This window comes from Nonomuraea sp. NPDC049758 (assembly GCF_040674635.1).
Taxonomy (GTDB): domain Bacteria; phylum Actinomycetota; class Actinomycetes; order Streptosporangiales; family Streptosporangiaceae; genus Nonomuraea.
This window is the reverse complement of record NZ_JBFAMZ010000008.1, coordinates 1-21,347: the sequence shown is the minus strand read 5'-3', so window position 1 is coordinate 21,347 and position 21,347 is coordinate 1. Positions and strand designations below refer to the sequence as shown.

At 73.1% G+C, this 21,347-nt stretch carries 21 protein-coding genes; 14 read left to right on the top strand and 7 right to left on the bottom strand.

Annotation, left to right across the window (positions count from 1 at the left end):
• The first annotated feature begins 39 nt into the window (after positions 1-39).
• From AB0J46_RS21970 to AB0J46_RS21960, 3 genes are read left to right on the top strand one after another with little or no spacing between them, the layout of a single operon-like run.
• Complete coding sequence (locus AB0J46_RS21970; RefSeq protein ID WP_364334736.1) at positions 40-999, top strand: alpha/beta hydrolase; 960 nt, start codon at positions 40-42, stop codon at positions 997-999.
• Entirely contained in the window at positions 996-2,303 is a 1,308-nt protein-coding gene (locus AB0J46_RS21965; protein ID WP_364334733.1) for a sensor histidine kinase, read from the top strand. Before AB0J46_RS21970 ends, AB0J46_RS21965 begins: the two co-directional genes overlap by 4 nt.
• A complete protein-coding gene (locus AB0J46_RS21960; RefSeq protein ID WP_364334730.1) occupies positions 2,300-2,971 on the top strand; it encodes a response regulator transcription factor in 672 nt (223 codons plus the stop codon). The genes AB0J46_RS21965 and AB0J46_RS21960 overlap by 4 nt, the downstream gene beginning before the upstream one ends.
• Before the next feature lie 2 nt (positions 2,972-2,973).
• On the opposite strand, the gene AB0J46_RS21955 is transcribed toward AB0J46_RS21960, so the two are convergent.
• The gene (locus AB0J46_RS21955; protein WP_364334727.1) at positions 2,974-3,252 is read right to left on the bottom strand and encodes an antibiotic biosynthesis monooxygenase; all 279 of its coding nucleotides are present in this window, start codon (positions 3,250-3,252) and stop codon (positions 2,974-2,976) included.
• A 58-nt stretch (positions 3,253-3,310) separates the two neighbouring features.
• Here AB0J46_RS21955 and AB0J46_RS21950 point away from each other — a divergent pair, with 58 nt between their 5' ends.
• Together AB0J46_RS21950 and AB0J46_RS21945 are read left to right on the top strand one after the other, a co-directional pair.
• Positions 3,311-3,895, top strand: a complete 585-nt coding sequence (locus AB0J46_RS21950) for a TetR/AcrR family transcriptional regulator (protein WP_358297359.1) — start codon at positions 3,311-3,313, stop codon at positions 3,893-3,895.
• Between the two features lie 167 nt (positions 3,896-4,062).
• Entirely contained in the window at positions 4,063-4,806 is a 744-nt protein-coding gene (locus AB0J46_RS21945; RefSeq protein WP_364334724.1) for an SDR family oxidoreductase, read from the top strand.
• Positions 4,807-4,813: 7 nt separating this feature from the next.
• Here the strand turns inward: AB0J46_RS21945 and AB0J46_RS21940 are convergent, their stop codons facing one another.
• Positions 4,814-6,304: an FAD-dependent oxidoreductase gene (locus tag AB0J46_RS21940; RefSeq protein WP_364334721.1), complete on the bottom strand. Its 1,491-nt coding sequence runs from the start codon at positions 6,302-6,304 to the stop codon at positions 4,814-4,816.
• 47 nt (positions 6,305-6,351) lie between these two features.
• On the opposite strand from AB0J46_RS21940, the gene AB0J46_RS21935 reads away from it, so the two are divergent.
• From AB0J46_RS21935 to AB0J46_RS21925, 3 genes are all read left to right on the top strand, one after another.
• Positions 6,352-7,008, top strand: coding sequence for a TetR family transcriptional regulator (locus AB0J46_RS21935; protein ID WP_364334718.1), 657 nt, complete (start codon positions 6,352-6,354; stop codon positions 7,006-7,008).
• A gap of 78 nt (positions 7,009-7,086) precedes the next feature.
• Positions 7,087-9,474, top strand: coding sequence for an excinuclease ABC subunit UvrA (locus tag AB0J46_RS21930; protein WP_364334715.1), 2,388 nt, complete (start codon positions 7,087-7,089; stop codon positions 9,472-9,474).
• A complete protein-coding gene (locus AB0J46_RS21925) occupies positions 9,471-10,301 on the top strand; it encodes a sugar nucleotide-binding protein (protein WP_364334712.1) in 831 nt (276 codons plus the stop codon). The genes AB0J46_RS21930 and AB0J46_RS21925 overlap by 4 nt, the downstream gene beginning before the upstream one ends.
• A gap of 10 nt (positions 10,302-10,311) precedes the next feature.
• On the opposite strand, the gene AB0J46_RS21920 is transcribed toward AB0J46_RS21925, so the two are convergent.
• The 3 genes from AB0J46_RS21920 to AB0J46_RS21910 all read right to left on the bottom strand — a co-directional run bounded on the left by AB0J46_RS21920 (position 10,312) and on the right by AB0J46_RS21910 (position 11,796).
• Positions 10,312-10,725, bottom strand: a complete 414-nt coding sequence (locus tag AB0J46_RS21920) for a VOC family protein (protein ID WP_364334709.1) — start codon at positions 10,723-10,725, stop codon at positions 10,312-10,314.
• A 77-nt stretch (positions 10,726-10,802) separates the two neighbouring features.
• The gene (locus tag AB0J46_RS21915) at positions 10,803-11,351 is read right to left on the bottom strand and encodes a copper chaperone PCu(A)C (RefSeq protein WP_358297339.1); all 549 of its coding nucleotides are present in this window, start codon (positions 11,349-11,351) and stop codon (positions 10,803-10,805) included.
• 130 nt (positions 11,352-11,481) lie between these two features.
• On the bottom strand, positions 11,482-11,796 hold the full coding sequence (locus AB0J46_RS21910) for a hypothetical protein (RefSeq protein WP_352363572.1): 315 nt from the start codon (positions 11,794-11,796) through the stop codon (positions 11,482-11,484).
• Between the two features lie 246 nt (positions 11,797-12,042).
• Here AB0J46_RS21910 and AB0J46_RS21905 point away from each other — a divergent pair, with 246 nt between their 5' ends.
• From AB0J46_RS21905 to AB0J46_RS21890, 4 genes are all read left to right on the top strand, one after another.
• Positions 12,043-13,200: an AI-2E family transporter gene (locus AB0J46_RS21905; RefSeq protein WP_364334704.1), complete on the top strand. Its 1,158-nt coding sequence runs from the start codon at positions 12,043-12,045 to the stop codon at positions 13,198-13,200.
• A gap of 100 nt (positions 13,201-13,300) precedes the next feature.
• On the top strand, positions 13,301-13,774 hold the full coding sequence (locus AB0J46_RS21900; RefSeq protein ID WP_358297330.1) for a hemerythrin domain-containing protein: 474 nt from the start codon (positions 13,301-13,303) through the stop codon (positions 13,772-13,774).
• A gap of 74 nt (positions 13,775-13,848) precedes the next feature.
• Positions 13,849-14,151, top strand: a complete 303-nt coding sequence (locus tag AB0J46_RS21895; RefSeq protein ID WP_364334700.1) for a hypothetical protein — start codon at positions 13,849-13,851, stop codon at positions 14,149-14,151.
• Between the two features lie 126 nt (positions 14,152-14,277).
• Positions 14,278-16,473 carry a SulP family inorganic anion transporter gene (locus tag AB0J46_RS21890; RefSeq protein WP_364334697.1) on the top strand — a complete coding sequence of 732 codons (2,196 nt, stop codon included), beginning with the start codon at positions 14,278-14,280 and terminating at the stop codon, positions 16,471-16,473.
• A gap of 38 nt (positions 16,474-16,511) precedes the next feature.
• Here AB0J46_RS21890 and AB0J46_RS21885 read toward each other — a convergent pair whose 3' ends face one another.
• Positions 16,512-17,471, bottom strand: coding sequence for a DUF523 and DUF1722 domain-containing protein (locus AB0J46_RS21885; RefSeq protein WP_364335451.1), 960 nt, complete (start codon positions 17,469-17,471; stop codon positions 16,512-16,514).
• A gap of 73 nt (positions 17,472-17,544) precedes the next feature.
• Here AB0J46_RS21885 and AB0J46_RS21880 point away from each other — a divergent pair, with 73 nt between their 5' ends.
• Positions 17,545-18,066, top strand: coding sequence for a hypothetical protein (locus AB0J46_RS21880; protein WP_364334694.1), 522 nt, complete (start codon positions 17,545-17,547; stop codon positions 18,064-18,066).
• 37 nt (positions 18,067-18,103) lie between these two features.
• Here AB0J46_RS21880 and AB0J46_RS21875 read toward each other — a convergent pair whose 3' ends face one another.
• Positions 18,104-18,511, bottom strand: coding sequence for an ATP-binding protein (locus AB0J46_RS21875; RefSeq protein WP_364334691.1), 408 nt, complete (start codon positions 18,509-18,511; stop codon positions 18,104-18,106).
• A 313-nt stretch (positions 18,512-18,824) separates the two neighbouring features.
• Between AB0J46_RS21875 and AB0J46_RS21870 the strand changes: the two genes are divergently transcribed.
• On the top strand, positions 18,825-20,789 hold the full coding sequence (locus tag AB0J46_RS21870; RefSeq protein WP_364334688.1) for an endo-1,3-alpha-glucanase family glycosylhydrolase: 1,965 nt from the start codon (positions 18,825-18,827) through the stop codon (positions 20,787-20,789).
• Positions 20,790-21,347 lie beyond the last annotated feature (558 nt).

The following is a 21,347-nucleotide window of genomic DNA, read 5'->3' as shown; positions in this document are numbered from 1 at the left end:
TAGCGTCGGGGGAACCGTCCCCCCGTCGGAAGGGTTCCCATGGGCAACCGCGGCCGCCGCCTCCTGCTCGCCACGCTCGTCGCCGCCTCGGTGGCGGGCCCGGCGGCGTGCGTGTCGGGGGAGGTGCCGGCGCCCGTCCCCGGCGTCGCGCCGCCGTCCGGGCTCGCCGGGCGGTACGCCGCCGGGCGCGCGGCGATCCTGGCGGCCGGGCGCGACGCCGTCCGGCACGGCCACCGGCGCCGGGCCGCCGCGCTGCGCGAGATGGCCGACCCCGCCCGCCGGTTCCTGTCCTTCGACGGCCGCGACGCCGGCCGGGCCGTCGAGGTGTTCGGCGACCTGGCCACCGCCGTCCGGATCGCCGTGCTGGTCCCTGGCGCGGGCATCACCCTCGACAAGTACGGCCTGCTGCGCGGCGGCTCGATGCGCCTGAGCGCCGCGCTGGGCGGCCGGTCGGCCGTGATCGCCTGGCTCGGGTACGCCACCCCGAGCAGCGTGAGCCTCCAGGCGCTGACCCTCGACCGCGCCGACCGGGCCGCCCCCGCCCTGCGCGCCTTCCTGGACGAGCTGCGCGCCCTCCGGCCCGGCGCGCGCGTCTCGCTGCTGTGCCACTCCTACGGCTCGGCGGTGTGCGGCCGGGCCGCGCCGGGGCTGGACGTGGCCGCCCTCGTCCTGTTCGGCAGCCCCGGGGCGGGCGTGGCCGACGCCGCGGCGCTGCGCACCCGGACGCCGGTGTGGGCCGCGCGCACAGCCGTGGACTGGGTCGGCCGGCTGCCGCACGCGTCCGTCGAGCTGCCGTCCGGCACCCTGGGGCTGGGCGCGGACCCGGTCGCGCCCGGGTTCGGGGCGCGGGTGTTCGACGCGGGCGGCGGCGGCCACAGCGACTACCTGGCGACCGGATCGACGGCGCTGGCGAACCTCGCGCGGATCGTGACCGGCTCACCCGTAAGCTGGACCAAGGGTGCAAGCCAGGACAGAACGAACGTGGGCGAGGGCGGATGAGCAGGCTGCGCAAGGCCCTCGCCAGGCTGGGCGCGGACCTGGGGAGCATGGCGCCCGACCCCCTGCCGCGCATGGGCGGTCCGCGCGCCCTGTCCCGGCTCCCGCACGTCGCCGTCGCCCTGTACGCGCTGGCCATGGGCCTGTACCCGGGCGGGGAGGGCATCGACCCGACCGTCCCGCTGCTGGCCATGGCCATGGCGGCGGCCATGGTGCTGGCGATGTGGCGCCCGCTGGCCGCCTGGTGGGCGACGATCGTCCTCATGGTCGCCGGGGCGCGGTCGGGCATGGTGTACGTGTCGGAGCACCTGAGCCTCCCCTGGACGGTGCATCCCGAGACGTTCGCGCGGCGGCCCTTCCAGCACGCCGACCCGACCGCCTTCCCGTGGACGGGCTCGGGCGTCGCCCTGCAGGCCGGCGTGCTGTTCCTGCTGGCGCTGCGGGTACGCCCGGGTGTCGCCGTCAAGGCGCTGGCGATCACCACGCTGACCGTGGTGGCGATCGTGGTGCTCATGCCGGAGGCCAACGGGGGCGGGCTGGGCGCCACCGCCCTGCTGGCCGACGCGGTCGCGGTCGCCGTCGGGGCCGGGGTGCGCCAGCTGAGGACGACCCGTACCCGGCTGGAGGCCCAGGAGGAGTTGACGGCCGAGGAACGGGCCCGCCGCACGCTGCTGGAGGAGCGCAGCAGGATCGCCCGCGAGCTGCACGACGTCGTCGCCCACCACATGTCGGTGATCTCCATCCAGGCCCAGGTCGCGCCGCACCTGGTGGACGACCCGCCGCAGGAGCTGAGGGACAACCTGGCCGGCATCAGGGAGAACGCCGTCGAGGCCCTGACCGAGCTGCGCCGGGTCCTCGGCGTGCTGCGCGCGCAGGACCAGCCGGCCGACGCGCCGCAGCCCACGCTCGACCGGCTGGAGGAGCTGCTGGCCAACGTGCGCGGCGCGGGCGTCACGCTGACCGCCGAGGTCGCCGGGCAGGCGCGCCCGCTGTCGCCGGGGGTGGAGCTGTCGGCGTACCGGATCGTGCAGGAGGCGCTCAGCAACGCCATGCGGCACGCCCCCGGCGCGGCGGTGGCGGTCCGGCTGACGTACCGGCCCGGCGCCCTGGCGATCCGGGTCGTCAACGAGCCGCCCGCCAGGCCGGCCCGGCCCTCGCCGGGCGCCGGGCACGGGCTGCTCGGCATGCGCGAGCGCGCCGCCATGCTGGGCGGCGACCTCGTCGCCGGGCCCACGCCGGACGGCGGCTACGAGGTCAGCGTGTTCCTGCCGGTCGACTCGCAGAAAGGCGTTCAGGCCACCTCATGACGAGCATCCGCGTGCTCATCGCCGACGACCAGGTCATGGTCCGCCAGGGTTTCACCGTGCTGCTCAACGCCGAGCCCGGCATCGAGGTCGTGGGCCAGGCGGTCAACGGGCTCGACGCCGTCGCCAAGGTCGCCGAGCTGGACCCCGACGTCGTCCTCATGGACGTGCGCATGCCCGAGCTCGGCGGCATCGAGGCCACCCGGCGGATCGCCGCCCGTCCGGACGCGTCGGCGAAGGTGCTCGTCCTGACCACGTTCGACCTCGACGACTACGTCTACGAGGCGCTGCGCGCCGGGGCGTCCGGCTTCCTGCTCAAGGACGCCTCGGCGGCCGAGCTGGCCCACGCGGTGCGGGTGGTGGCGACCGGCGACGCGCTGCTGGCCCCGAACGTCACCAAGCGCCTGATCGCCGAGTTCGCCCGGGTGAGCCGCGCGCCGCGGGCGCCGCTGAAGGACCGCGTGGGCGACCTGACCGAGCGCGAGACCGAGGTGCTGGCGCTGATCGCGCAGGGCCTGTCGAACGCCGAGATCGCCGAGCGCCTGGTGATCGCCGAGCAGACGGTCAAGACCCACGTGAGCCGGATCCTGGTCAAGCTCGGGCTGCGCGACCGCACCCAGGCGGCGGTCTTCGCGTACGAGACGGGGCTGGTCCGCCCCTCGGGCTACTGACCTCAGGCGGCGGCCAGCCGGACGATCTCGCGCGGCCGGGCCTCGCGCTCGTCGAAGGCCACGTCGACGTCGGCGGCGCCGAGCGCGGTCAGCGACGCGGTGAACGCCTCGTCCGACTCCCAGCGCACGATGGACACCACCGCCTCCGCCGACAGCCAGCACTCCGCCGACAGGCAACCGGGCGTGCTCCGGAACGCCTCGGCCACCTTGCGCACCCGCTCCACGAACTCCTCCCGGTGCGCGGCGTGCGGGTAGTGCGTGGCGATCATGGCGACGTGCACGGGACTCTCCTCTGTGTTGGTCAACATAGAATACGATTGATAGCACAGAGGAGGTGGCGTGACAACGCGACGGGAACAGACCAGCAACGAGAGCCGCGAGCTCATCCTCAACGCGGCGGCCGAGCTGTTCGCCGAGAAGGGCTACCGGCAGACCACGTTCCACGACGTGGCCGCCCGGTCGGGCATCAGCCGCGGGTCCATCCCGTGGCACTTCGGCGGCAAGGAGGGCCTGCTGCTGGCCGTGCTCGAACGCTCGGTGGCCAGGGTGCGCGACGGCCTCACCGACGCCCCCGAGGGCGAGCCGGACTTCGGGCCGTTCGACCAGGGCGTCGGCGCGATGCTCGCCCTGCCGACCACCAAGCTGTTCGTCACCCTGCTGGTCGAGGCGCTGGAGCCCGGCTCGCCCATCCGCGACCGCTACGTCGAGATCCACGACACGCTGCGCGACCACTGCAGGCGCTGGCTCGAACGCCTGCCGCTGCCGCCCGGCCTGCCGGTGGAGCCGCTGGCCGTCGCGCTCATCGGCGCCGGCATCGGCATCCACCAGCAGTGGCTGGTCGCCCCCGAGCGCGTCGACGCCGGCGCGGCCCTGGCCGCCCTGCGCGCCCTGGTCGCCGGGGTGCTGCCGCCCGCGCACGACTGACCTCGGGCGCGGGCCGCGCACCTGGCCGCCCCGGCCGTACGGACATGACAGGACATCGCCGGGTAATGGAGGCGTCACGACGGGTGCCGCCGGGCCGCCGGCTGGACATGACATCAGCCGGCGACCGGACGGCACACGAGGTGCCCCGGGCGATGAGGGAGGTCGTCATGAAGGTTGTCGTGATCGGCGGGACCGGCCTGATCGGGTCCAAGCTCGTGCGCAGGCTGGCCGGCGAGGGGCACGAGGCGGTGGCCGCGTCCCCGAGGACCGGCGTCGACACGCTCACGGGGGAGGGGCTGGCCGAGGCCCTGGAAAGGGCGCGGGTCGTGGTGGACGTCTCCAACTCGCCGTCGTTCGAGCGGAGCGCGGTGCTGGAGTTCTTCGAGACCTCCACCCGCAACCTGCTGGCCGCCGAGGCGGCGGCGGGCGTCGGCCACCACGTCGCGCTGTCGGTCGTGGGCACCGAGCGCATGCCCGACAACGGCTACTTCGCCGCGAAGATCGCCCAGGAGCGGCTGATCGAGAAGTCGGGCCTGCCGTACTCGCTGGTGCACGCGACGCAGTTCTTCGAGTTCGTGCGGGGCATCGCCGACGAGTCGGCCGCCGACGGCGCGGTGCGCATCGCGCCCGTGCTGTTCCGGCCCGTCGCGGGCGACGACGTCGCGGCGGCGCTCGCCCGGGTCGCGCTCGGGACGCCCCTGAACGGCCGGACCGAGGTCGCCGGCCCCGAGCAGTACCGGATGGACGAGTTCTTCCGCGACGCGCTGGCCGGCCTCGGCGACCCGCGCGAGGTGGTCACCGACGAGCACGCCCGCTACTTCGGCAGCGAGCTGACCGAGCGTTCGCTGGTGCCCGGCGACGACGCCGCGCTGGGCCGGACCACGTACCAGGACTGGGCGGCCGGCGAGTAGGGCGCCGTCAGAACCAGGCGGCCAGCGCCTCCTCCAGCGCGGCGTCCGGCGCGTCGCCGGCCCAGGCGACGACGCCGTCCGGCCGGACCAGCAGGCCGCCGAAGTCGCGGACGTCCACCGGCTTGGCCGCCAGCGCCGGCACCCGCGGGTCGGCCGCCAGGCCGGCCCCGAGGTCCAGCAGCAGCCCGCGCCCCTCGTGCAGGTGGTCGCCGACCCGGGTGCCGTCGGCCAGCTCCAGGTCGGGGACGCTCCGGCCGACCAGCGGGTGGCCGCCGGGCAGCTCGTAGCGGTGCCAGACGCCGGAGAGCCGCTTGACGAAGTACGTGGTGCCCGCGGTGGTGCCGATCAGGTCGGACACGACGGCCCGCAGCGCCCGGGAACGGGCCTCCGGCCGCATGAGCTCCACCTGGGCGCGGGTCCAGTCGAGCACCCACGCGCCGATGGGGTGGCGCTCGGCGGTGTAGGTGTCCAGCAGCGCCTCGGGCGAGCGGCCCCGGACGACGGCGGCCAGCTTCCAGCCGAGGTTGACGGCGTCGCCGATGCCCAGGTTGAGCCCCTGACCGCCGAAGGGCGAGTGGACGTGCGCCGCGTCGCCGGCCAGCAGGACCCGGCCGAGCCGGTAGGTGGTGGCCTGGCGGGCGTTGTCGGTGAAGCGGGTGGCCGTCCTGACGCCGGTGATGGTGACGTCCACGCCGGAGACGGCCCGCAGGCTGGCCTGCAGCTCCTCGGCGGTGACCGGCGCGGTGCGGTCCTCCGGCGGCCCGTCGAACTCCACGGTCAGGATGCGGCCGGGGGTCGGCCCGTTGGCGTAGGTGCCGGTGTCGGTGTGCGTCCAGCCGGTGCCGAGCCCTTCGGCGCCCTCCATCGTCACGACGGCCTGGTGGCCGGTGATCTGCGGGGGAGTGCCGGGGAAGTCGAAGCCGGCCAGGCGGCGCACGGTGCTGCGGCCGCCGTCGCAGCCCACCAGCCAGCCGCAACGGAACTCCCGCTCGCCCGCCCGCACGACGACCCCGTCGGCGGATGTCTCGAAGCCGGTCAGCTCCACGCCGCGCAGCACGTCCGCGCCGAGCTCGGCGGCCCGTTCGCCGAGCACCCGCTCGATGTCCTGCTGCCGGATGCCGCTCAGGCGGGCGGCCGGCCCGCGGTCGGCGAAGTCGGGGTCGCTCTCGTCCACCCGGTCGGTCAGCAGCCACAGCCCGGCGAAATGCCCGGCGAAGGCGGACATCTTGGGCTGCCCGGCCGCCGCCGCGCCGCCCCGCTGGGCCATGAACGCCTGGAATGCCTTCATGGTCTCGGCCTGGGCCTCCTCCAGCACCGGGAGCAGCCCGCGCCGGTAGAGGGCCTCGGCGGTGGGCGTGTTGATCGAGCCGGCCTTGACCGTCTGGTCGATGTCGGTCAGCCGCTCCAGCACCGCCACGCGCACGTCGTGCAGCCGCAGCTCGCAGGCGAGCATCAGGCCGACGGGGCCGCCACCAGAGATGATCACGTCGTAGTCCATGGCGAAAACTATACCCGACTAAATTTTAAGTGCGATACACTTTTTTCGTGAAAGAGACTCCATCGCTCCGCGAACGCAAGAAGGCCGAGACCCGCAGGCGCATCTCCGACCACGGCTCGATGTTGTTCTACGAACGCGGCTTCGACGAGGTGACCATCGGCGAGATCGCCGAGGCGGCGGACGTCTCCAAGGTGACGGTGTTCAACTACTTCCCCCGCAAGGAGGACATCTTCTTCGACCGCGTCCCCGAGCTGGTCGACCTGGTCACCGGCACCGTCCGGGGGCGCCGGGCGGGCGAGCCGGTGCTGTCCGCGCTGCGGGACATGCTCGTCCGGCACGCGCGCGAGGGCCACCCGCTCGGCGGGGTCGACGACCGGTTCGTGCACTTCTTCCGGGTGGTGGCCGGCTCCGCGGCGCTGCGGGCGCGCGCCAGGGAGATCGCCGACGAGCTGGAGGCCGTGCTCGCGGCCGTGATCGACGAGTCCGGCGAGGGGCTGCCCGGCCGGTTGACCGCGGCGCTGCTCGTCGGCGCCTTCCGCTCGGCCTTCCTGGCCACCGCGGCCCGCCAACTGGCCGGGGAACGGGCCGCCGACGTGCTTCCCGACCATGTCGCGGCGCTCGACGTGGCGTTCGACGTGCTGGCGCGGGGGCTGGCGCCCACCCGGTCAGGATCGGAGAAGCACCCACCCCGCGACCGGCATTAACGTGAGGCCGTACCCTCGTGGCCGGCCGGATTCGGCCCGGCGACGCCTACGGGGGCCCGCGCGAGAGATGGAGAGACGATGAGCACGCACACGCCGCCCGAGCGGCAGATCGCCGACAGCCACGATCTGATCCGCGTCCACGGCGCGCGCGAGAACAACCTCAAGGACATCAGCGTCGAGCTCCCCAAGCGCCGGCTGACGGTGTTCACCGGCGTGTCCGGCTCGGGCAAGAGCTCGCTGGTGTTCGCCACCATCGCCGCCGAGTCGCAGCGGCTGATCAACGAGACCTACAGCACGTTCGTCCAGGGGTTCATGCCGACGCTGGCGCGGCCCGAGGTCGACGTCCTGGAGGGGCTGACCACCGCGATCATCGTCGACCAGCAGCGGATGGGCGCCGACCCCCGCTCCACCGTCGGCACCGCCACCGACGCCAACGCCATGCTGCGCATCCTGTTCAGCCGGCTCGGCCGGCCGCACATCGGCTCGCCCAACGCCTACTCCTTCAACGTGCCCTCGGTCCGCGCCAGCGGCGCGATCACCGTCGAGCGCGGCTCCAGCAAGACGGTCCGGCAGAGCTTCACCCGCCTGGGCGGCATGTGCCCCAACTGCGAGGGCCGCGGCACGGTCTCCGACATCGACCTCACCCAGCTCTACGACGACTCCAAGTCGCTGGCCGGCGGCGCCTTCACCATCCCCGGCTGGAAGTCCGACAGCTTCTGGACCGTGCGCGTCTACGCCGAGTCGGGGCTGCTCGACCCCCACAAGCCGATCCGCGACTTCACCGAGCAGGAGATGCGGGACTTCCTCCACCGGGAGCCGACCAAGGTCAAGGTCGAGGGCGTCAACCTCACCTACGAGGGCCTGATCCCGAAGATCCAGAAGACCTTCCTGTCGAAGGACAAGGAGGGCATGCAGCCGCACATCCGCGCCTTCGTCGAGCGGGCGGTCACCTTCACCACCTGCCCCGAGTGCGACGGCACCCGGCTCAGCCCGGAGGCCCGGTCCTCGAAGATCGACGGCGTCAGCATCGCCGACGCGTGCCGGATGCAGATCACCGACCTGGCCGAGTGGATCCGCGGCCTCGACCAGCCGTCCGTGGCGCCGCTGCTGACCACGCTGGGCCGTACGCTCGACTCCTTCGTCGAGATCGGGCTGGGCTACCTGTCGCTCGACCGGCCGGCCGGCACGCTGTCGGGCGGCGAGGCGCAGCGCGTCAAGATGATCCGCCACCTCGGCTCCTCCCTCACCGACACCACCTACGTCTTCGACGAGCCCACCATCGGCCTGCACCCCCACGACATCCAGCGGATGAACGGCCTGCTGGTCAGGCTGCGCGACAAGGGCAACACCGTGCTCGTCGTCGAGCACAAGCCGGAGGCCATCGCCATCGCCGACCACGTCGTCGACCTCGGCCCCGGCGCCGGCACGGATGGCGGCACCGTCTGCTTCGAGGGCACCGTCGAGGGGCTGCGGGCCAGCGGCACCGTCACCGGCCGCCACCTCGACGACCGGGCCCGCCTGAAGGACGACGTGCGCAAGCCCACCGGCGCCCTGGAGATCCGCGGCGCGAACAAGCACAACCTTCGTGACGTGGACGTCGACATCCCGCTCGGGGTGCTGGTCGTCGTCACCGGCGTGGCCGGCTCCGGCAAGAGCTCGCTCGTGCACGGGTCCGTCCCGGCCGGCGCGGGCGTGGTGTCGATCGACCAGAGCCCGATCCGCGGCTCGCGGCGGAGCAACCCGGCGACCTACACCGGCCTGCTCGACCCCATCCGCAAGGCGTTCGCCAAGGCCAACGGCGTCAAGCCGGCCCTGTTCAGCGCCAACTCCGAGGGCGCCTGCCCCAACTGCAACGGCGCCGGCGTCCTCTACACCGACCTGGGCGTGATGGCCGGCGTCGCCACCGTCTGCGACGAGTGCGAGGGCAGGCGCTTCCAGGCCGAGGTGCTGGAGTACCGCCTGGGCGGCCGGAACATCAGCGAGGTGCTGGCGATGCCGGTGACCGAGGCCGAGGAGTTCTTCGGCGCGGGCGAGGCGCGCACCCCGGCCGCGCACGCCATCCTCGGCCGGCTCGCCGACGTCGGGCTCGGCTACCTCAGCCTCGGCCAGCCGCTCACCACGCTGTCCGGCGGCGAGCGGCAGCGGCTCAAGCTGGCCACCCAGATGGCCGAGAAGAGCGGCGACGTCTACGTGCTCGACGAGCCCACCACCGGCCTGCACCTCGCCGACGTCGAGCAGCTGCTCGGCCTGCTCGACCGGCTGGTCGACGGCGGCAAGTCGGTGATCGTCATCGAGCACCACCAGGCGGTCATGGCGCACGCCGACTGGATCGTCGACCTCGGCCCCGGAGCCGGTCACGACGGCGGCCGGGTCGTCTTCGAGGGCACCCCCGCCGACCTCGTCGCCGCCCGCTCCACCCTGACCGGCCGGCACCTGGCGGCCTACGTCGGCGGCACGTCCGCATGAGGCTGCTCGTCGTCGGCGGCAGCGGCTTCCTGGGCGCCGAACTCGTCCGGCAGGGCGCGGCGGCCGGGCACGAGGTGACCGCGACCTGCCACACCCGTCCGGGGGAGGCGGCCGGCGTCGCCTGGGCGCCGCTCGACGTGCGCCGGCGCGCCGACGTCGAGGAGCTGGTCGCCGCGGTCCGGCCGGCGGCGGTCGTCAACGCCGCCTTCCGGCAGCGCGACTGGGCGACCACGGCCACCGGGGCCGCGAACGTCGCCCTGGCCGCCGCCGCGTCGGGCAGCCGCCTGGTGCACGTCTCCAGCGACACGGTCTTCTCCGGGGCCGCGGTCCGCTACGACGAGACGTGCCTCCCCGACCCGATCACCCCGTACGGCGCGGCCAAGGCGGCCGCCGAGACCGTCGTGGCCGCGGTCGCCCCGGACGCGGTGATCGCCAGGACCTCGCTGATCATCGGCGACGGCGGCTCGTCGCACGAGGCGCTGGTGCACGCCCTGGCCACCGGCACGACGCAGGGCGTGCTGTTCACCGACGACGTGCGATGCCCGGTGCACGTCGCCGACCTCGCCGCGGCCCTGCTGGAGCTGGCCGCCGCAGGCCCGCCCGGCGTCCGCCACGTCGCCGGGGCCGACGCGGTGAGCCGGTACGAGCTGGGCCTGCTCGTCGCCCGCCGCGACGGGCTCGACCCGGCCAGGCTCCCGGCGGGCCGGCGCGCGGACTCGGGCGTGCCCGGCCCGCTCGACGTGCGCCTCGACTGCGCCGCCACCCAGCGGCTGCTGCGCACCAGGCTGCGCGGCGCCCGCCGGTTCCTCGCCCCGGCCCGCCCCTGAGCCCGCCGGCTCAGAGTCGCTGGTTGATGCGGATCAGGTTGCCCGCCGGGTCCCGCACGGCGCAGTCGCGCACCCCGTACGGCTGCTCGGCCGGCTCCTGGACGATCTCCGCGCCGTTCGCCGCCAGCCGGTCGAAGACGGCGTCGAGGTCGTCGGTCGACAGGTTGATGCCGGCGAAGGTGCCCTTGGCCATCATCTCGACGATGGTGCGGCGCTCGTCCTCGGTGATGCCGCAGCCGTCGGGGACCGGTGGCTGGAGCACGATCGACGTGCCGGGCTGGCCGGCGGGGCCGACCGTGATCCAGCGCTTCCCGTCGTAGCCGACGTCGCCGCGCACCTCGAAGCCGAGGGCGTCGCGGTAGAAGGCGAGGGAGGCGTCCGGGTCGTCGTGGGGCAGGTAGCTGGCGTGGATGGTGATGTCCATGCCGGTCACGCTAGTTCCGCCGGTCCGGACGACGCTTCTCGATTCCTGACCGCCGTCCGTCGGCGTTTCCGATGCCCTCAGCTGTGGCCCGGGACGGGGGTGCCGGCGCCCCGCTCCAGCGGCAGCACCGGGATGCGCAGGGTGGTAGTGCCGGTGGTCAGGCGGAAGGTGACGTCGATCGGCGTGGCCCCGAGCGGGCGGTCGATGTCGAGGATCTCCAGGTGCGGACGGCTCTGCCCCTCCTGCAGCGAGACGGTCGAGCGGGCCGGGACGGTCACGTTGACCTCCTCCTGCGCCGCCCCCGGCCCCGCCCGGTAGACGACCTTCCTGGCGTGCACGGTGCTGACGCCGTCGAGCTTCTGGGGCTGGTCGCTCTCGTTGACCAACGTCAGGTAGAGGCCGAGGTCGTCGCCCGCCTTCTGCTGTTCCACGGACGGGGCCAGGATGTGGACGTGCAACAGCCGCATTGCCCCCACCTGCCCGTCGACCAGCCCCTCACGGGCCGTGCCCTGCGGAAGGGGCGACTCCCGCTGCCCCGGGTTGCAGGCCGGCAGCAGCGCCAGCACGCACAGGGCCGACAGGAAGGGCAGCAGCAGCGCGCGCGGGCCCCGTGGTGATGTCCTCATGTTCGTGCCTTCGTGTGGTGTGAGGCCGGTGACGAGGCCACAGCGCGGGCCCGCTCGCACGAGCGCCGCCTGCGGGGGGTTGACCGCAACCACGATGTACCCCCTTGACCGGCCCCCATGCCGGACCCGCCTACCCGCCGGAGTCGCGGTAGAAGCTCAGACCGGCGTGCTCGGGATCGGTGTAGACCTTCACCGTCCCGTCCGGGTACGCGGCGAACGGCAGGACGACGCCGTCGGGGCACGGGTGCAGGAACATCAACGTCGGGCCCACGACGACGAACGAGCGCGCCTTCGGCGTGGCGTGCTCGGTGCCGTGCTCGGCCCGCCACCGGGCCACCCGGTCGGCCGCGCCCGGCTGCCTGGCGACGTCCTCCACCTTCCCGATCAGGTCCTCGATGGCGACCTGGTCGAGGATCTCGACCTGCACCTGCTGCGGTTCCCCCATGCCGTTCTTCCTTGGCTCGTGTCCTGCCCGGCCCCCGCGACGGGGACACCGGCCGGCCGGTGAGCCCGCCGCCCCCGGGATGTGCGGCCTACCCCCTGCCAGGTACGGCGAAACGGCGCAGGTCAGCGCCCTGATCGCCGGGCGGGCGCACCCCGGCGGCCGCGTCCGGGACACGAGGGGCCGCGGCGACGATAGACCTCGCCGCGGCCGGGCAGAGAAGGGGGTTTCTCAGGTTCAGGAGCCCCCATGTCTGGTGATCAGTTCACTCCCTCCGCCCCGCCGGGCGAACCCGGCGCGGCGTCCGCGGCCGCCCGCGACGGCCACGCCTCCGGGCCCCGGCCGGAGATGACGGGGCTGCCCTTCGGCAGGCCCGGACGCCCGTTCGGCAGCACGCCCTTCGTCTTCGGGTTCACCGCCGCGCTCGGCGTGCTGACCGCCTGGCTGCTGGTCCAGGCGCTCACCGCCAGCGCCTCGATGCTCCTGCTGATCATCGTGTCGTTGTTCCTGGCCGTCGGCCTGGATCCCGCCGTGCGATGGCTGGAGGAGCACGGCCTGCCGCGCTGGGCCGCGATCACCGCGGTGTTCACGGCGGTGATCGTGCTGTTCGCCGGGTTCGCCATGGCGATCATCCCGGCGCTGTCGGAGCAGGCGGGACAGTTCGCCGAGCAGCTGCCCACCTACATCCAGCAGCTGCAGAACAACCCGCAGATCCGCGACCTGGACCAGCGCTACCAGCTCCTGGAACGGCTGCAGACGTACCTGACCAGCGGCGACCTCGGCCGGCAGGTGTTCGGCGGGCTGCTCGGCATCGCCTCGATCGTGGTCAGCGCCGTGTTCTCCACGCTGACCGTGCTCATCCTCACCCTGTACTTCCTGGGCGCGCTGCGCTCCATCACGCGCACCGGCTACCGGCTGATCCCGAGGAGCCGCCGGGACCGGGCCAGGCTGCTCGGCGACGAGATTCTCAACCGGGTCGGCGGCTACGTGGCCGGGAACCTGATCATCTCCCTGATCGCGGGCGTGACCACGTTCGTCTTCCTGTCGATCGCGGGCGTGCCGTACGCGCTGGCCCTGGCGATCATCGTGGCCCTCACCGACCTCATCCCGCTCATCGGCGCGTTCATCGGCGCGGGCATCGCCACGCTGGTCGCGCTGTTCGCCTCGCTCCCGGTGGCCATCGCCACCCTGATCTTCTTCGTCGTCTACCAGCAGATCGAGAACTACCTGATCGCGCCCAAGGTGATGAAGTCGTCGGTGGACGTGCCGGCCGCCGCCACGATCGTGGCCGCGCTCATCGGCGGCGCCCTGCTCGGCGTGGTGGGCGCCCTGCTGGCCATCCCGGTCGCCGCCGCCATCCAGGTGATCGTCAACCACGTGGTGCTGCCCCGTCAGGAACGTCACTGAGTGCGCCGGGTGTGAGCGCCTGACCTCGGGGTACCTGGGGCGGACCCGACGCCCGGCATCCCTCGTCCCGCCGGGCGTCCCGACCCCAGGGAGGCCGTCCATGGACGCGATCGTGCTGCTCAAAGAGGACCACAAGACCGTGGAGAAGCTGTTCAAGGAGTTCGAGAAGGCGGGCCAGGACGCCCACAAGACCAAGCAGAAGATCGTCGCGCAGGTCATCGAGGAGCTGACCGCGCACACCTACATCGAGGAGAAGATCTTCTACCCGGCCGCCCGCTCGGGCACCCCCGACACCACCGACCACATCCTGGAGAGCGTCGAGGAGCACCACGTCGTCGTCTGGATGTTGTCCGAGCTGAAGGACCTCGACCCGGCCGACGAGCGCTACGACGCCAAGATGACGGTGCTCATGGAGAACGTCCGCCACCACGTCGAGGAGGAGGAGAAGGAGTGGTTCCCGCAGGTGCGCGAGTCCATGGGGCGCAACCGGCTGCAGGAGCTGGGCGAGGAGATGGCCAAGGCCAAGGCCGAGGCCCCGCGTGACCCCCTGAAGATCCCCAGCGCCTCCTCCTAGCCACGGCGCGGGATGGAACGGCTTGGAACGCCCCAACGGGTGCAGGCCCACCCATCCCGACCCAGGGGGAGATCATGACGTACCTGAGAAGAAAGCTGCCGGCGGTGCTGTGCGCGGCGGTCCTGGCCGGTTCCGGGGCCGCCGTCCTGGCCGGCGCCGGCACGCCCGCCACCGCGGCCACGGGCACCCTGTTCGACGGCTTCGGCCGTGATCTCGCCGAGAACGTCGCGCTCGCCGGCGCCGAGTCCGACGCCCGCCGCAACGCGCTCAGCCACGGGTTCGCGGACTGCGAGGTGTTCGAGTCGGTGGTCTCCCAGGACGCCCGCACCCACGTGTTCTTCGCCCTGGTCACGGTGAGTTGCCAGGACGCCGCGTAGGCGGCGAAGCGGCAGGGCGGCGCGCCGGACAGCAGGGACATGTCCGGCGCGTTTTACCGTCGTCCGACGTGGGGTTGATCTGGCACTAAGGTGTGCCGCATGAATATAACTACGGAGAGTAGCGTCATGCGTACTCTCAGACACGATGTGCCGGCATCGCTGGTGGTGTTCCTCGTCGCGGTGCCACTCTCACTCGGCGTCGCCCTGGCCGCGGGCGCGCCGCTGGCCGCCGGGCTCGTCGCCGCCGCGGTCGGCGGCATCGTCGCCGGGCGGCTGGGCGGCTCGGTGGTGCAGGTCAGCGGCCCGACCGCGAGCCTGACGGTGGTGATCGCCGGTCTCGTGCAGACCTACGGCTGGCGCGCCACCTGCCTGATCACGATCATGGCCGGCGGCCTGCAGGTGCTGCTCGGCGCGTTCAAGGCGGCCCGGGCCGCGCTCGCGGTCTCGCCCGCGGTCGTCCACGGCATGCTGGCCGGCGTCGGCATCATCATCGCGCTCGCCCAGCTGCACGTCGTCCTCGGCGGCAGCCCCGAGCAGTCGCCGTGGGCCAACCTGGCCGAGCTGCCCAGCCAGATCATGGACCTGCACGGCCACAAGGTCATGGTCGGCATCCTCACCATCACGGTCCTGCTGGCCTGGAGCCGGATGCCCAAGCACGTCCGGATGATCCCCGCGCCGCTGGCCGCGCTGCTCGCCGCCGCCGTCACCGCCGCGGTGTTCGGCTGGAACGTCACCCGCATCGACCTGTCCGGCGCGATCACCGCATGGGCGCCGCCGGTGCTGCCGGCCGGCGACTGGCAGCACATCGCCATGGGCGTGCTGCTGGTGGCGCTGGTGGCCGGGGCGGAGTCGCTGCTGTGCTGCGTGGCCACCGACAGCATGCACACCGGCCCCCGCTCCGACCTCGACCGCGAGCTGACCGGCCAGGGCGTGGCCAACATGGTGAGCGGCGTGCTCGGCGGGCTCCCGGTCGCCGGCGTGATCGTGCGCAGCACCACCAACATCCAGGCGGGCGCCCGCACCCGCTGGTCGGCGATCCTGCACGGCGTCTGGGTGCTGCTGTTCGCCCTCTGCCTGGGCTGGACGATCAAGCTGATCCCGATGGAGGCGCTGGCCGCGCTGCTGGTCTTCATCGGCATCAAGACCATCAGCCTCGGCCACCTCAGGAAGGTCCACGGCCACAACGAGGTGCCCGTCTACGTCATGACCATGTCCGGCGTGATCCTGGTCGGGCTGGCCGAGGGCGTCCTGGCCGGGCTGGCGCTGGCCGCGCTGCTGGCGCTGCGGCGGCTGACCCGGGTGACCGTGGACAAACGGCAGGAACCCGGCGGGGTCATGCACGCGACGGTCTCCGGCTCGCTCACCTTCCTGGGCGTGCCCCGGCTGACCCAGGAGCTGCGCGCCATCCCGCCAGGCGTCGCCGTCGACCTCGACCTGAACATCGACTTCATGGACAACGCCGCCTTCGACGCGATCCACTCCTGGCGGCTGGACCACGAGCGCCTGGGCGGCACCGTCACGATCGACGAGCTGCACGACGAGTGGTACACGATGGCGGCCAGCGGCGGACGCATGTTCCCGGCCAAGAGCCCGCCCAAGGCGCCCGGCCGCTGGTGGCTGCCGTGGACCCACCGCGGCCGTCCGCTGTCGGCCACGGCGGCGATCGAGTGCCGCCTGGCCCAGGGCGCGGACGAGTTCCACAAGCGCACGGCCCCGCTGCTGCGGCCCATCTTCACCCAGCTCGCCACCCAGCAGCGTCCCTCGCACCTGTTCATCACCTGCGCCGACTCGCGGGTCGTGCCCAGTCTGATCACCTCCAGCGGGCCCGGCGACCTGTTCACGGTCCGCAACATCGGCAACCTCGTGCCGTGCGCCGGTGCAGAGCCGCACGACGACTCGGTGGCTGCCGCCATCGAGTACGCCACCGGCGTGCTGAGCGTGCACACCATCACCGTCTGCGGCCACTCCGGCTGCGGCGCGATGGCGGCGCTGCTGAAGGGCCCGGCGACCACCGAGGGCCTGCCGCAGCTGAGCCGCTGGCTGCGGCACGGCCATCCCAGCCTCGACCGGCTCGGCGAGGGCGGCCACGACGCCTCCGCCGAGGACGCCGCCCTCGACGCGCTGTGCCGGCTCAACATCCAGCAGCAGCTGGAGAACCTGCGGACCTACCGCAAGGTCGACGAGCAGGTCAGGGCCGGGCAGCTGACGCTGGTGGGGCTGTACTTCGAGATCGGCTCGGCGCGGGTGCACCATGTGCCGCCGCGCGCGTCCGCCGCCCCCGAGGCGGACGGCCCGCTGCCGACCGAGCCCAGCCCCACGTAGGCGCGTCCCGCCGCGCCGGCCCGCCCGGCGCGGCGGGGTCACACCACGTGGTTGCGCAGGCCCAGTTCCTCCGGGTAGGGGGAGAAGTACGTCTGGTCCTGGACGTAGGTGGCCGCCTCGCCGCGGGCGTGGTGGCGCAGCAACGTCAGCGGCACGCTCAGCGCCACCCGGTGCGCCGCGTACGAGCCGATGACCTCGACCAGGTCGGCGCGGCGCACCGGGTCGAGCTCGTCGCCGAGCATGCCGAGGCAGTGCTGCAGCACGTTGACGTTGCGCCCGATCGACGCCTTGACCGCCATCGCCCGCCGGAACGCCGTGCCGTACTCCTCGGCCAGCTCCTCGCGCGGCCGGATGCCCGCGGCGGCGACCAGGCGGCCGGTCTCGCGGTAGCCCTCGGTGGAGTGGGCCAGCAGCTGCATCTTGTGCCGGGCCTGGAAGGCGACCAGGTCGCGCGGCCGCCAGTCGCCCTCCAGCAGCTCGCGCAGCCGCGCGTGGGCGAAGATGCGCTCGACGAACGCCTCCCGCAGGACGGCGTCGTTGAGCCGCCCCTCGTCCTCGACGGGCAGCAGCGGGTGGCCCTCGATCACCGCGTCGGCGAACAGGCCCCGGTTGTCGCGGGTCACCGCGTGGTCACCGACGTAGAGCGGGATGCCGTGGATGCCGCAGCTCGGGCTCTTGGCCTTGAACACGTAACCGTCGGCCGCCAGGGCCCGGGAACGTTCGGCGGCCAGCTCGTCCATGGCGGAGGTGAGGTCGCGGCGGCTCTGCCGGGTCATCAGGCGGGGGCCGGCGGGCGAACGCTCCAGGCGCAGCGTCTCGCGGGGCGCGCCGAGGCCGATCTCCATCTCGGGGCAGATCGGCACCCAGTCCACGAACGGCGCCAGCTCCTGCGTCAGGAAACGGGACCGGCTGTGCCCGCCGTTGTGCCGTACCGGCTCGCCGAGCAGACAGCTCGACACCGCCACCCGCGGCCTGCCCCAATCCTGCGCCTGCGCCATGTCCTGACAGATGCCCAGCTCGCGCCTCCGCACGCCACGAAGATTTGTCGCAACCAGGGCGTAGCGTTCAGGCATGACGAATGCGCACATTCCGCTTGATGGCGAGCAGTGGCAGCCTGGGGACCTCGTCGTCGACGCCGACGGCGGCCTGTTCACGCGCGCGAGTGCGCAGGACGAGGCCGACGGCGTGCCCTGGGCACGTCCCCGGCACGCGGCGCGGCACGCCGACGGCAGCGCCCACGTGCCGGCGGGCGAGGCGGGGGAGCAGGTGCCCGCCCGTCCGCTGACGTTGCTGCTGCGCGACGGGCGGCCGGCGCTGCCCGCCGTACCGGCCGACGCGGCGACGGTGCTCGGCACGCAGGCCCGGCAGACCGCGGCGCTGGCCGGTGTCGGCGGCCTGTTCCTGGCCGCCACCGCCTTCGACCCGGACGGCGCCGGCGACCCGAGGGCGGCCCGGCTGCGCGCGGACCTGCTGGACCACGTGGTGGTGGTCGACGACGCCGAGGAGCTGGCCGCGATGTTCGGCGGCGCGGCCGACGGGCTGCTGGTCGAGCTGGCCGAATGGCACCGGCGCAGCGTGGGCGAGACCGCCTGACCGGGGCGGCAGGTCGCCCGCTCGGCCCGCTCTCGGGTCAGGGGCCGGTGGGGCGGATGCGGGCCATGCGGAGGCGGACCTGGGAGGAGGCGCCGGTCTGGGTGATGACGAACTCGTCGCAGAGGCGGCGCATCACCCACAGGCCGTAACCGCCCGGCCCGATCTGGGGACGCGCGTCGGGACAGGCGTCGGGCCGTAGGCGGCCCGCGTGGTCGCCGACGTCGACGGTGAGGAAGTCGTCGTCGGCCCAGATGTGCACCCAGCCGGCCCCGCCCGCGTGGTCGAGGACGTTGGTGACGGCCTCGTTGGCGGCGAGCGCGAGGTCGTCACCGCGCTGGGAGGCGAGCCCGGCCTGGAGCGCGTGCCGGCGGACGAGCTCCCGCAGCCCCGCGAGGTCCCGGCTGATCGGCCAGCTTGCGGCAGCGCCGGGGGAAGGCTCGGACATCGGTCCCTCCTACCCGAAATCACACACCGTGTGCCCATGATGACATTGACTCGGTCGTGCGCGCAGGCCAAGCGGAGACAGAAAAGGGCTGGTCCATCTTGCCCGAGTCGCGGCTTCCGCGCCATGCCCGACCAGGGAACCTTCCGGAGGCGGGCCGCCGGACCGCAATGACGTAGCGAGGGGCCGAAAATAGCATCGTTCCAAATGGGGGATTTATCCGGAAGTCCTGGCCGGTGACTCGATCTTGCTCCATCGTTGGCGATGCAACGCGGCTCCGCTGTTGCGGAGGCGTACCGAAAGCCAAGGGAGTTCCATGCTCAACCGATATCGGGCCCTGCCGGCCGCGGTGGCGATGCTCACCGCGCTGGCGGGTGTGGCCGCGCCCGCCGGCGCGGCGGCGCCCGCGCAGGCGTCCGCCGTCGCACCCCTCACCGTGACGTTCGCCGCCACGGAGGACGTGTTCATCAGCCAGGCCGAGCCGGCGAAGAGCTTCGCGACCGCGACCTGGATGAGCGTCTGCGGCGCCGCGTGCGGCAGCGCCGCCGCGGGCCGGCGGGTCGGCCTGACCCGCTTCAAGGTCACCGGGATCCCGGCGGACGCCGAGGACGTCAAGGTCACCCTGGACGTCGTCCCGGCCAGGACGACGGACACCACCCTGTCGGCCCGTCCCGTGACGGGCTCCTGGACCGAGGCGGCCACGACCTGGAACACCCGCCCCGAGTTCGGCGCCGCGCCCGTCGCCTCGCACACCGGTTTCACCGCCGGGACGACGGTCAGGCTGGACGTGTCCGCCGCCGTCGACGGCGACGGCACGTACGCCTTCGCCCTCACCGGCGACGACGCCACCGCCACCGTGCTGATGTCCTCGCGCGAGACCGGGAACCGCGGCCCGAAGCTCACGGTCACCTACACCGAGGGCGGCGGCCAGACCGACGGGCCGCTGCCGTTCGTGCTGCCGGGGAAGGCGGCCCTGCGCGGGTCGGCCAAGAAGGTGTTCGCGCACTACTTCACGCCGTACCCGGTGTCGCTGGACAACCAGGCCCCGGCCGGCGACTACTACGCCAGGAACTACCTCAAGCCGGACGGCGAGAGCGGCAAGCACGCCGCCTACGGCGGCCTGCTGCGCGACCGGCCGCTCGGACGTGACCCCATCAGCGGCGACTACGCGCTGGCCGACTTCAAGACCGAGGTCAGGCAGGCCATCGCGGCCGGCCTGGACGGTTTCACCGTCGACATCCTGTCGATCACCAGCGCCCACTGGACGCGGGTGCAGAACCTGATCAAGGCCGCCGAGGCCGTGGACCCCGGGTTCAAGATCGTGCTGATGCCGGACACGAACGGCCTGGCCTCGGTGGACAGCGCCGCGTTCGCCGCCGCGATGGCGAAGCTGGCCGCCTCGACGTCGGTCTACCGGCTGGCCGACGACCGCCTGGTGGTGGCGCCGTTCAAGGCCGAGGGGCGCACCGCCGCCTGGTGGGCGGCCTGGATGAGGACGATGGAGACCGAGCACGGCGTCAAGGTGGCGCTGGTGCCCTGCTTCCTCGACTTCAACAAGTACCGGGACGCCTTCGCCTCGATCAGTTACGGCTTCTCCAACTGGGGCAACCGCAACCCCGCCGCCAACGCCGCCCTGGGCGGCAACATCGACCGCGCGCACGGCATGGGCAAGATCTGGATGCAGCCGGTGTCCGTCCAGGACGAACGCCCCAACCAGGGCGTCTTCGACGAGGCGGGCAACACCGAGAACCTGCGGGCGACGTGGAAGGGCGCGATCGACGGCAAGGCCGACTGGGTCCAGCTCACCACCTGGAACGACTACTCCGAGAACACCCAGTTCGCGCCGTCCAGGAACGCCGGCTGGACGTACCTGGACATCAACGCCTACTACCTGACCTGCCACAAGCTCGGCTGCCCGAAGATCACGAACGACGCGGCGTACCTGACCCACCGGGTCCAGCCGGTCGCGGCCCAGCCGTCCTTCGCGCAGACCAAGCTCATGAAGCTGCGCGGCGGCAGCACGGCCGCGCGTGACACGGTCGAGGTGCTCACCATGCTGACGGCCGCGGCCAAGGTGTCGGTGACCGTCGGCGGCACGACGCAGAGCTACGACGCGCCCGCCGGCGTGTCGGCCAGGACGTTCCCGCTGAAGGCGGGGGCGGCGTCGGCGACCGTCACCAGGGGGTCGGCGACGGCGGCCAAGGTGGTCTCGCCGTACCCGATCACCGCGACGCCGTACGTGCAGGACCTGCACTACCGCGCGGCCTCCAGCGAACGCTGACCGCGCAGATCCGGGCCCGCGCCACCCGCGCGGACCCGGGTCGCTTCCATCAGGTGATCAGCTGCACGATGAGGGTCTCGACCTCCCGTCCGGTGGCGCGGGCACGGGAGCGCACGCGGTTGCGCACGACGACCGGTCCCGGCGAACGGCAGTCCCGGAGCCTGGTGCGGCACGACCTCCGGGGCCGGCAGGGCGGCGGCGGGCGCGTAGTCCGCCCTGCCGAAACCGCCCGCGTCCGGCCGCTGGCGTGAATCGGACGTCTCGCGGCGTCTGGAGTTGACGAGCGCGCCCTGCTGTGAAAAGCTGAAGGCGGCACCGAGGTTGACACTTATAGTAAGTGTGGACATTCGTTTCTCAGTTGAGTTATGCTGCTGCCTCGCGCCGCCTTTCGACGCCCCGGATTCCGGTCCGGGCGTTTGGCGTGCGCGCAGTTCGATTCCGTCCGTGCCCTCCGGAAGGACAACTGTTGGCAGCCTCGCGCAACGCCTCCGCCGTACCCGCTGGTCCCCGTCGCGTCTCTTTCGCGCGCATCCAGGAGCCCCTCGAAGTTCCTGATCT

What these genes read in the sequence shown, in the direction of transcription:
- AB0J46_RS21970 (WP_364334736.1), top strand. Translation starts at nt 40, where the DNA reads ATGGGCAACCGCGGCCGCCGCCTCCTGCTCGCCACGCTCGTCGCCGCC.
- AB0J46_RS21965 (WP_364334733.1), top strand. Translation starts at nt 996, where the DNA reads ATGAGCAGGCTGCGCAAGGCCCTCGCCAGGCTGGGCGCGGACCTGGGG.
- AB0J46_RS21960 (WP_364334730.1), top strand. Translation starts at nt 2,300, where the DNA reads ATGACGAGCATCCGCGTGCTCATCGCCGACGACCAGGTCATGGTCCGC.
- AB0J46_RS21945 (WP_364334724.1), top strand. Translation starts at nt 4,063, where the DNA reads ATGAAGGTTGTCGTGATCGGCGGGACCGGCCTGATCGGGTCCAAGCTC.
- AB0J46_RS21940 (WP_364334721.1), bottom strand. Translation starts at nt 6,304, where the DNA reads ATGGACTACGACGTGATCATCTCTGGTGGCGGCCCCGTCGGCCTGATG.
- AB0J46_RS21930 (WP_364334715.1), top strand. Translation starts at nt 7,087, where the DNA reads ATGAGCACGCACACGCCGCCCGAGCGGCAGATCGCCGACAGCCACGAT.
- AB0J46_RS21925 (WP_364334712.1), top strand. Translation starts at nt 9,471, where the DNA reads ATGAGGCTGCTCGTCGTCGGCGGCAGCGGCTTCCTGGGCGCCGAACTC.
- AB0J46_RS21920 (WP_364334709.1), bottom strand. Translation starts at nt 10,725, where the DNA reads ATGGACATCACCATCCACGCCAGCTACCTGCCCCACGACGACCCGGAC.
- AB0J46_RS21915 (WP_358297339.1), bottom strand. Translation starts at nt 11,351, where the DNA reads ATGAGGACATCACCACGGGGCCCGCGCGCGCTGCTGCTGCCCTTCCTG.
- AB0J46_RS21910 (WP_352363572.1), bottom strand. Translation starts at nt 11,796, where the DNA reads ATGGGGGAACCGCAGCAGGTGCAGGTCGAGATCCTCGACCAGGTCGCC.
- AB0J46_RS21905 (WP_364334704.1), top strand. Translation starts at nt 12,043, where the DNA reads ATGTCTGGTGATCAGTTCACTCCCTCCGCCCCGCCGGGCGAACCCGGC.
- AB0J46_RS21900 (WP_358297330.1), top strand. Translation starts at nt 13,301, where the DNA reads ATGGACGCGATCGTGCTGCTCAAAGAGGACCACAAGACCGTGGAGAAG.
- AB0J46_RS21895 (WP_364334700.1), top strand. Translation starts at nt 13,849, where the DNA reads ATGACGTACCTGAGAAGAAAGCTGCCGGCGGTGCTGTGCGCGGCGGTC.
- AB0J46_RS21890 (WP_364334697.1), top strand. Translation starts at nt 14,278, where the DNA reads ATGCGTACTCTCAGACACGATGTGCCGGCATCGCTGGTGGTGTTCCTC.
- AB0J46_RS21885 (WP_364335451.1), bottom strand. Translation starts at nt 17,471, where the DNA reads ATGGCGCAGGCGCAGGATTGGGGCAGGCCGCGGGTGGCGGTGTCGAGC.
- AB0J46_RS21880 (WP_364334694.1), top strand. Translation starts at nt 17,545, where the DNA reads ATGACGAATGCGCACATTCCGCTTGATGGCGAGCAGTGGCAGCCTGGG.
- AB0J46_RS21875 (WP_364334691.1), bottom strand. Translation starts at nt 18,511, where the DNA reads ATGTCCGAGCCTTCCCCCGGCGCTGCCGCAAGCTGGCCGATCAGCCGG.
- AB0J46_RS21870 (WP_364334688.1), top strand. Translation starts at nt 18,825, where the DNA reads ATGCTCAACCGATATCGGGCCCTGCCGGCCGCGGTGGCGATGCTCACC.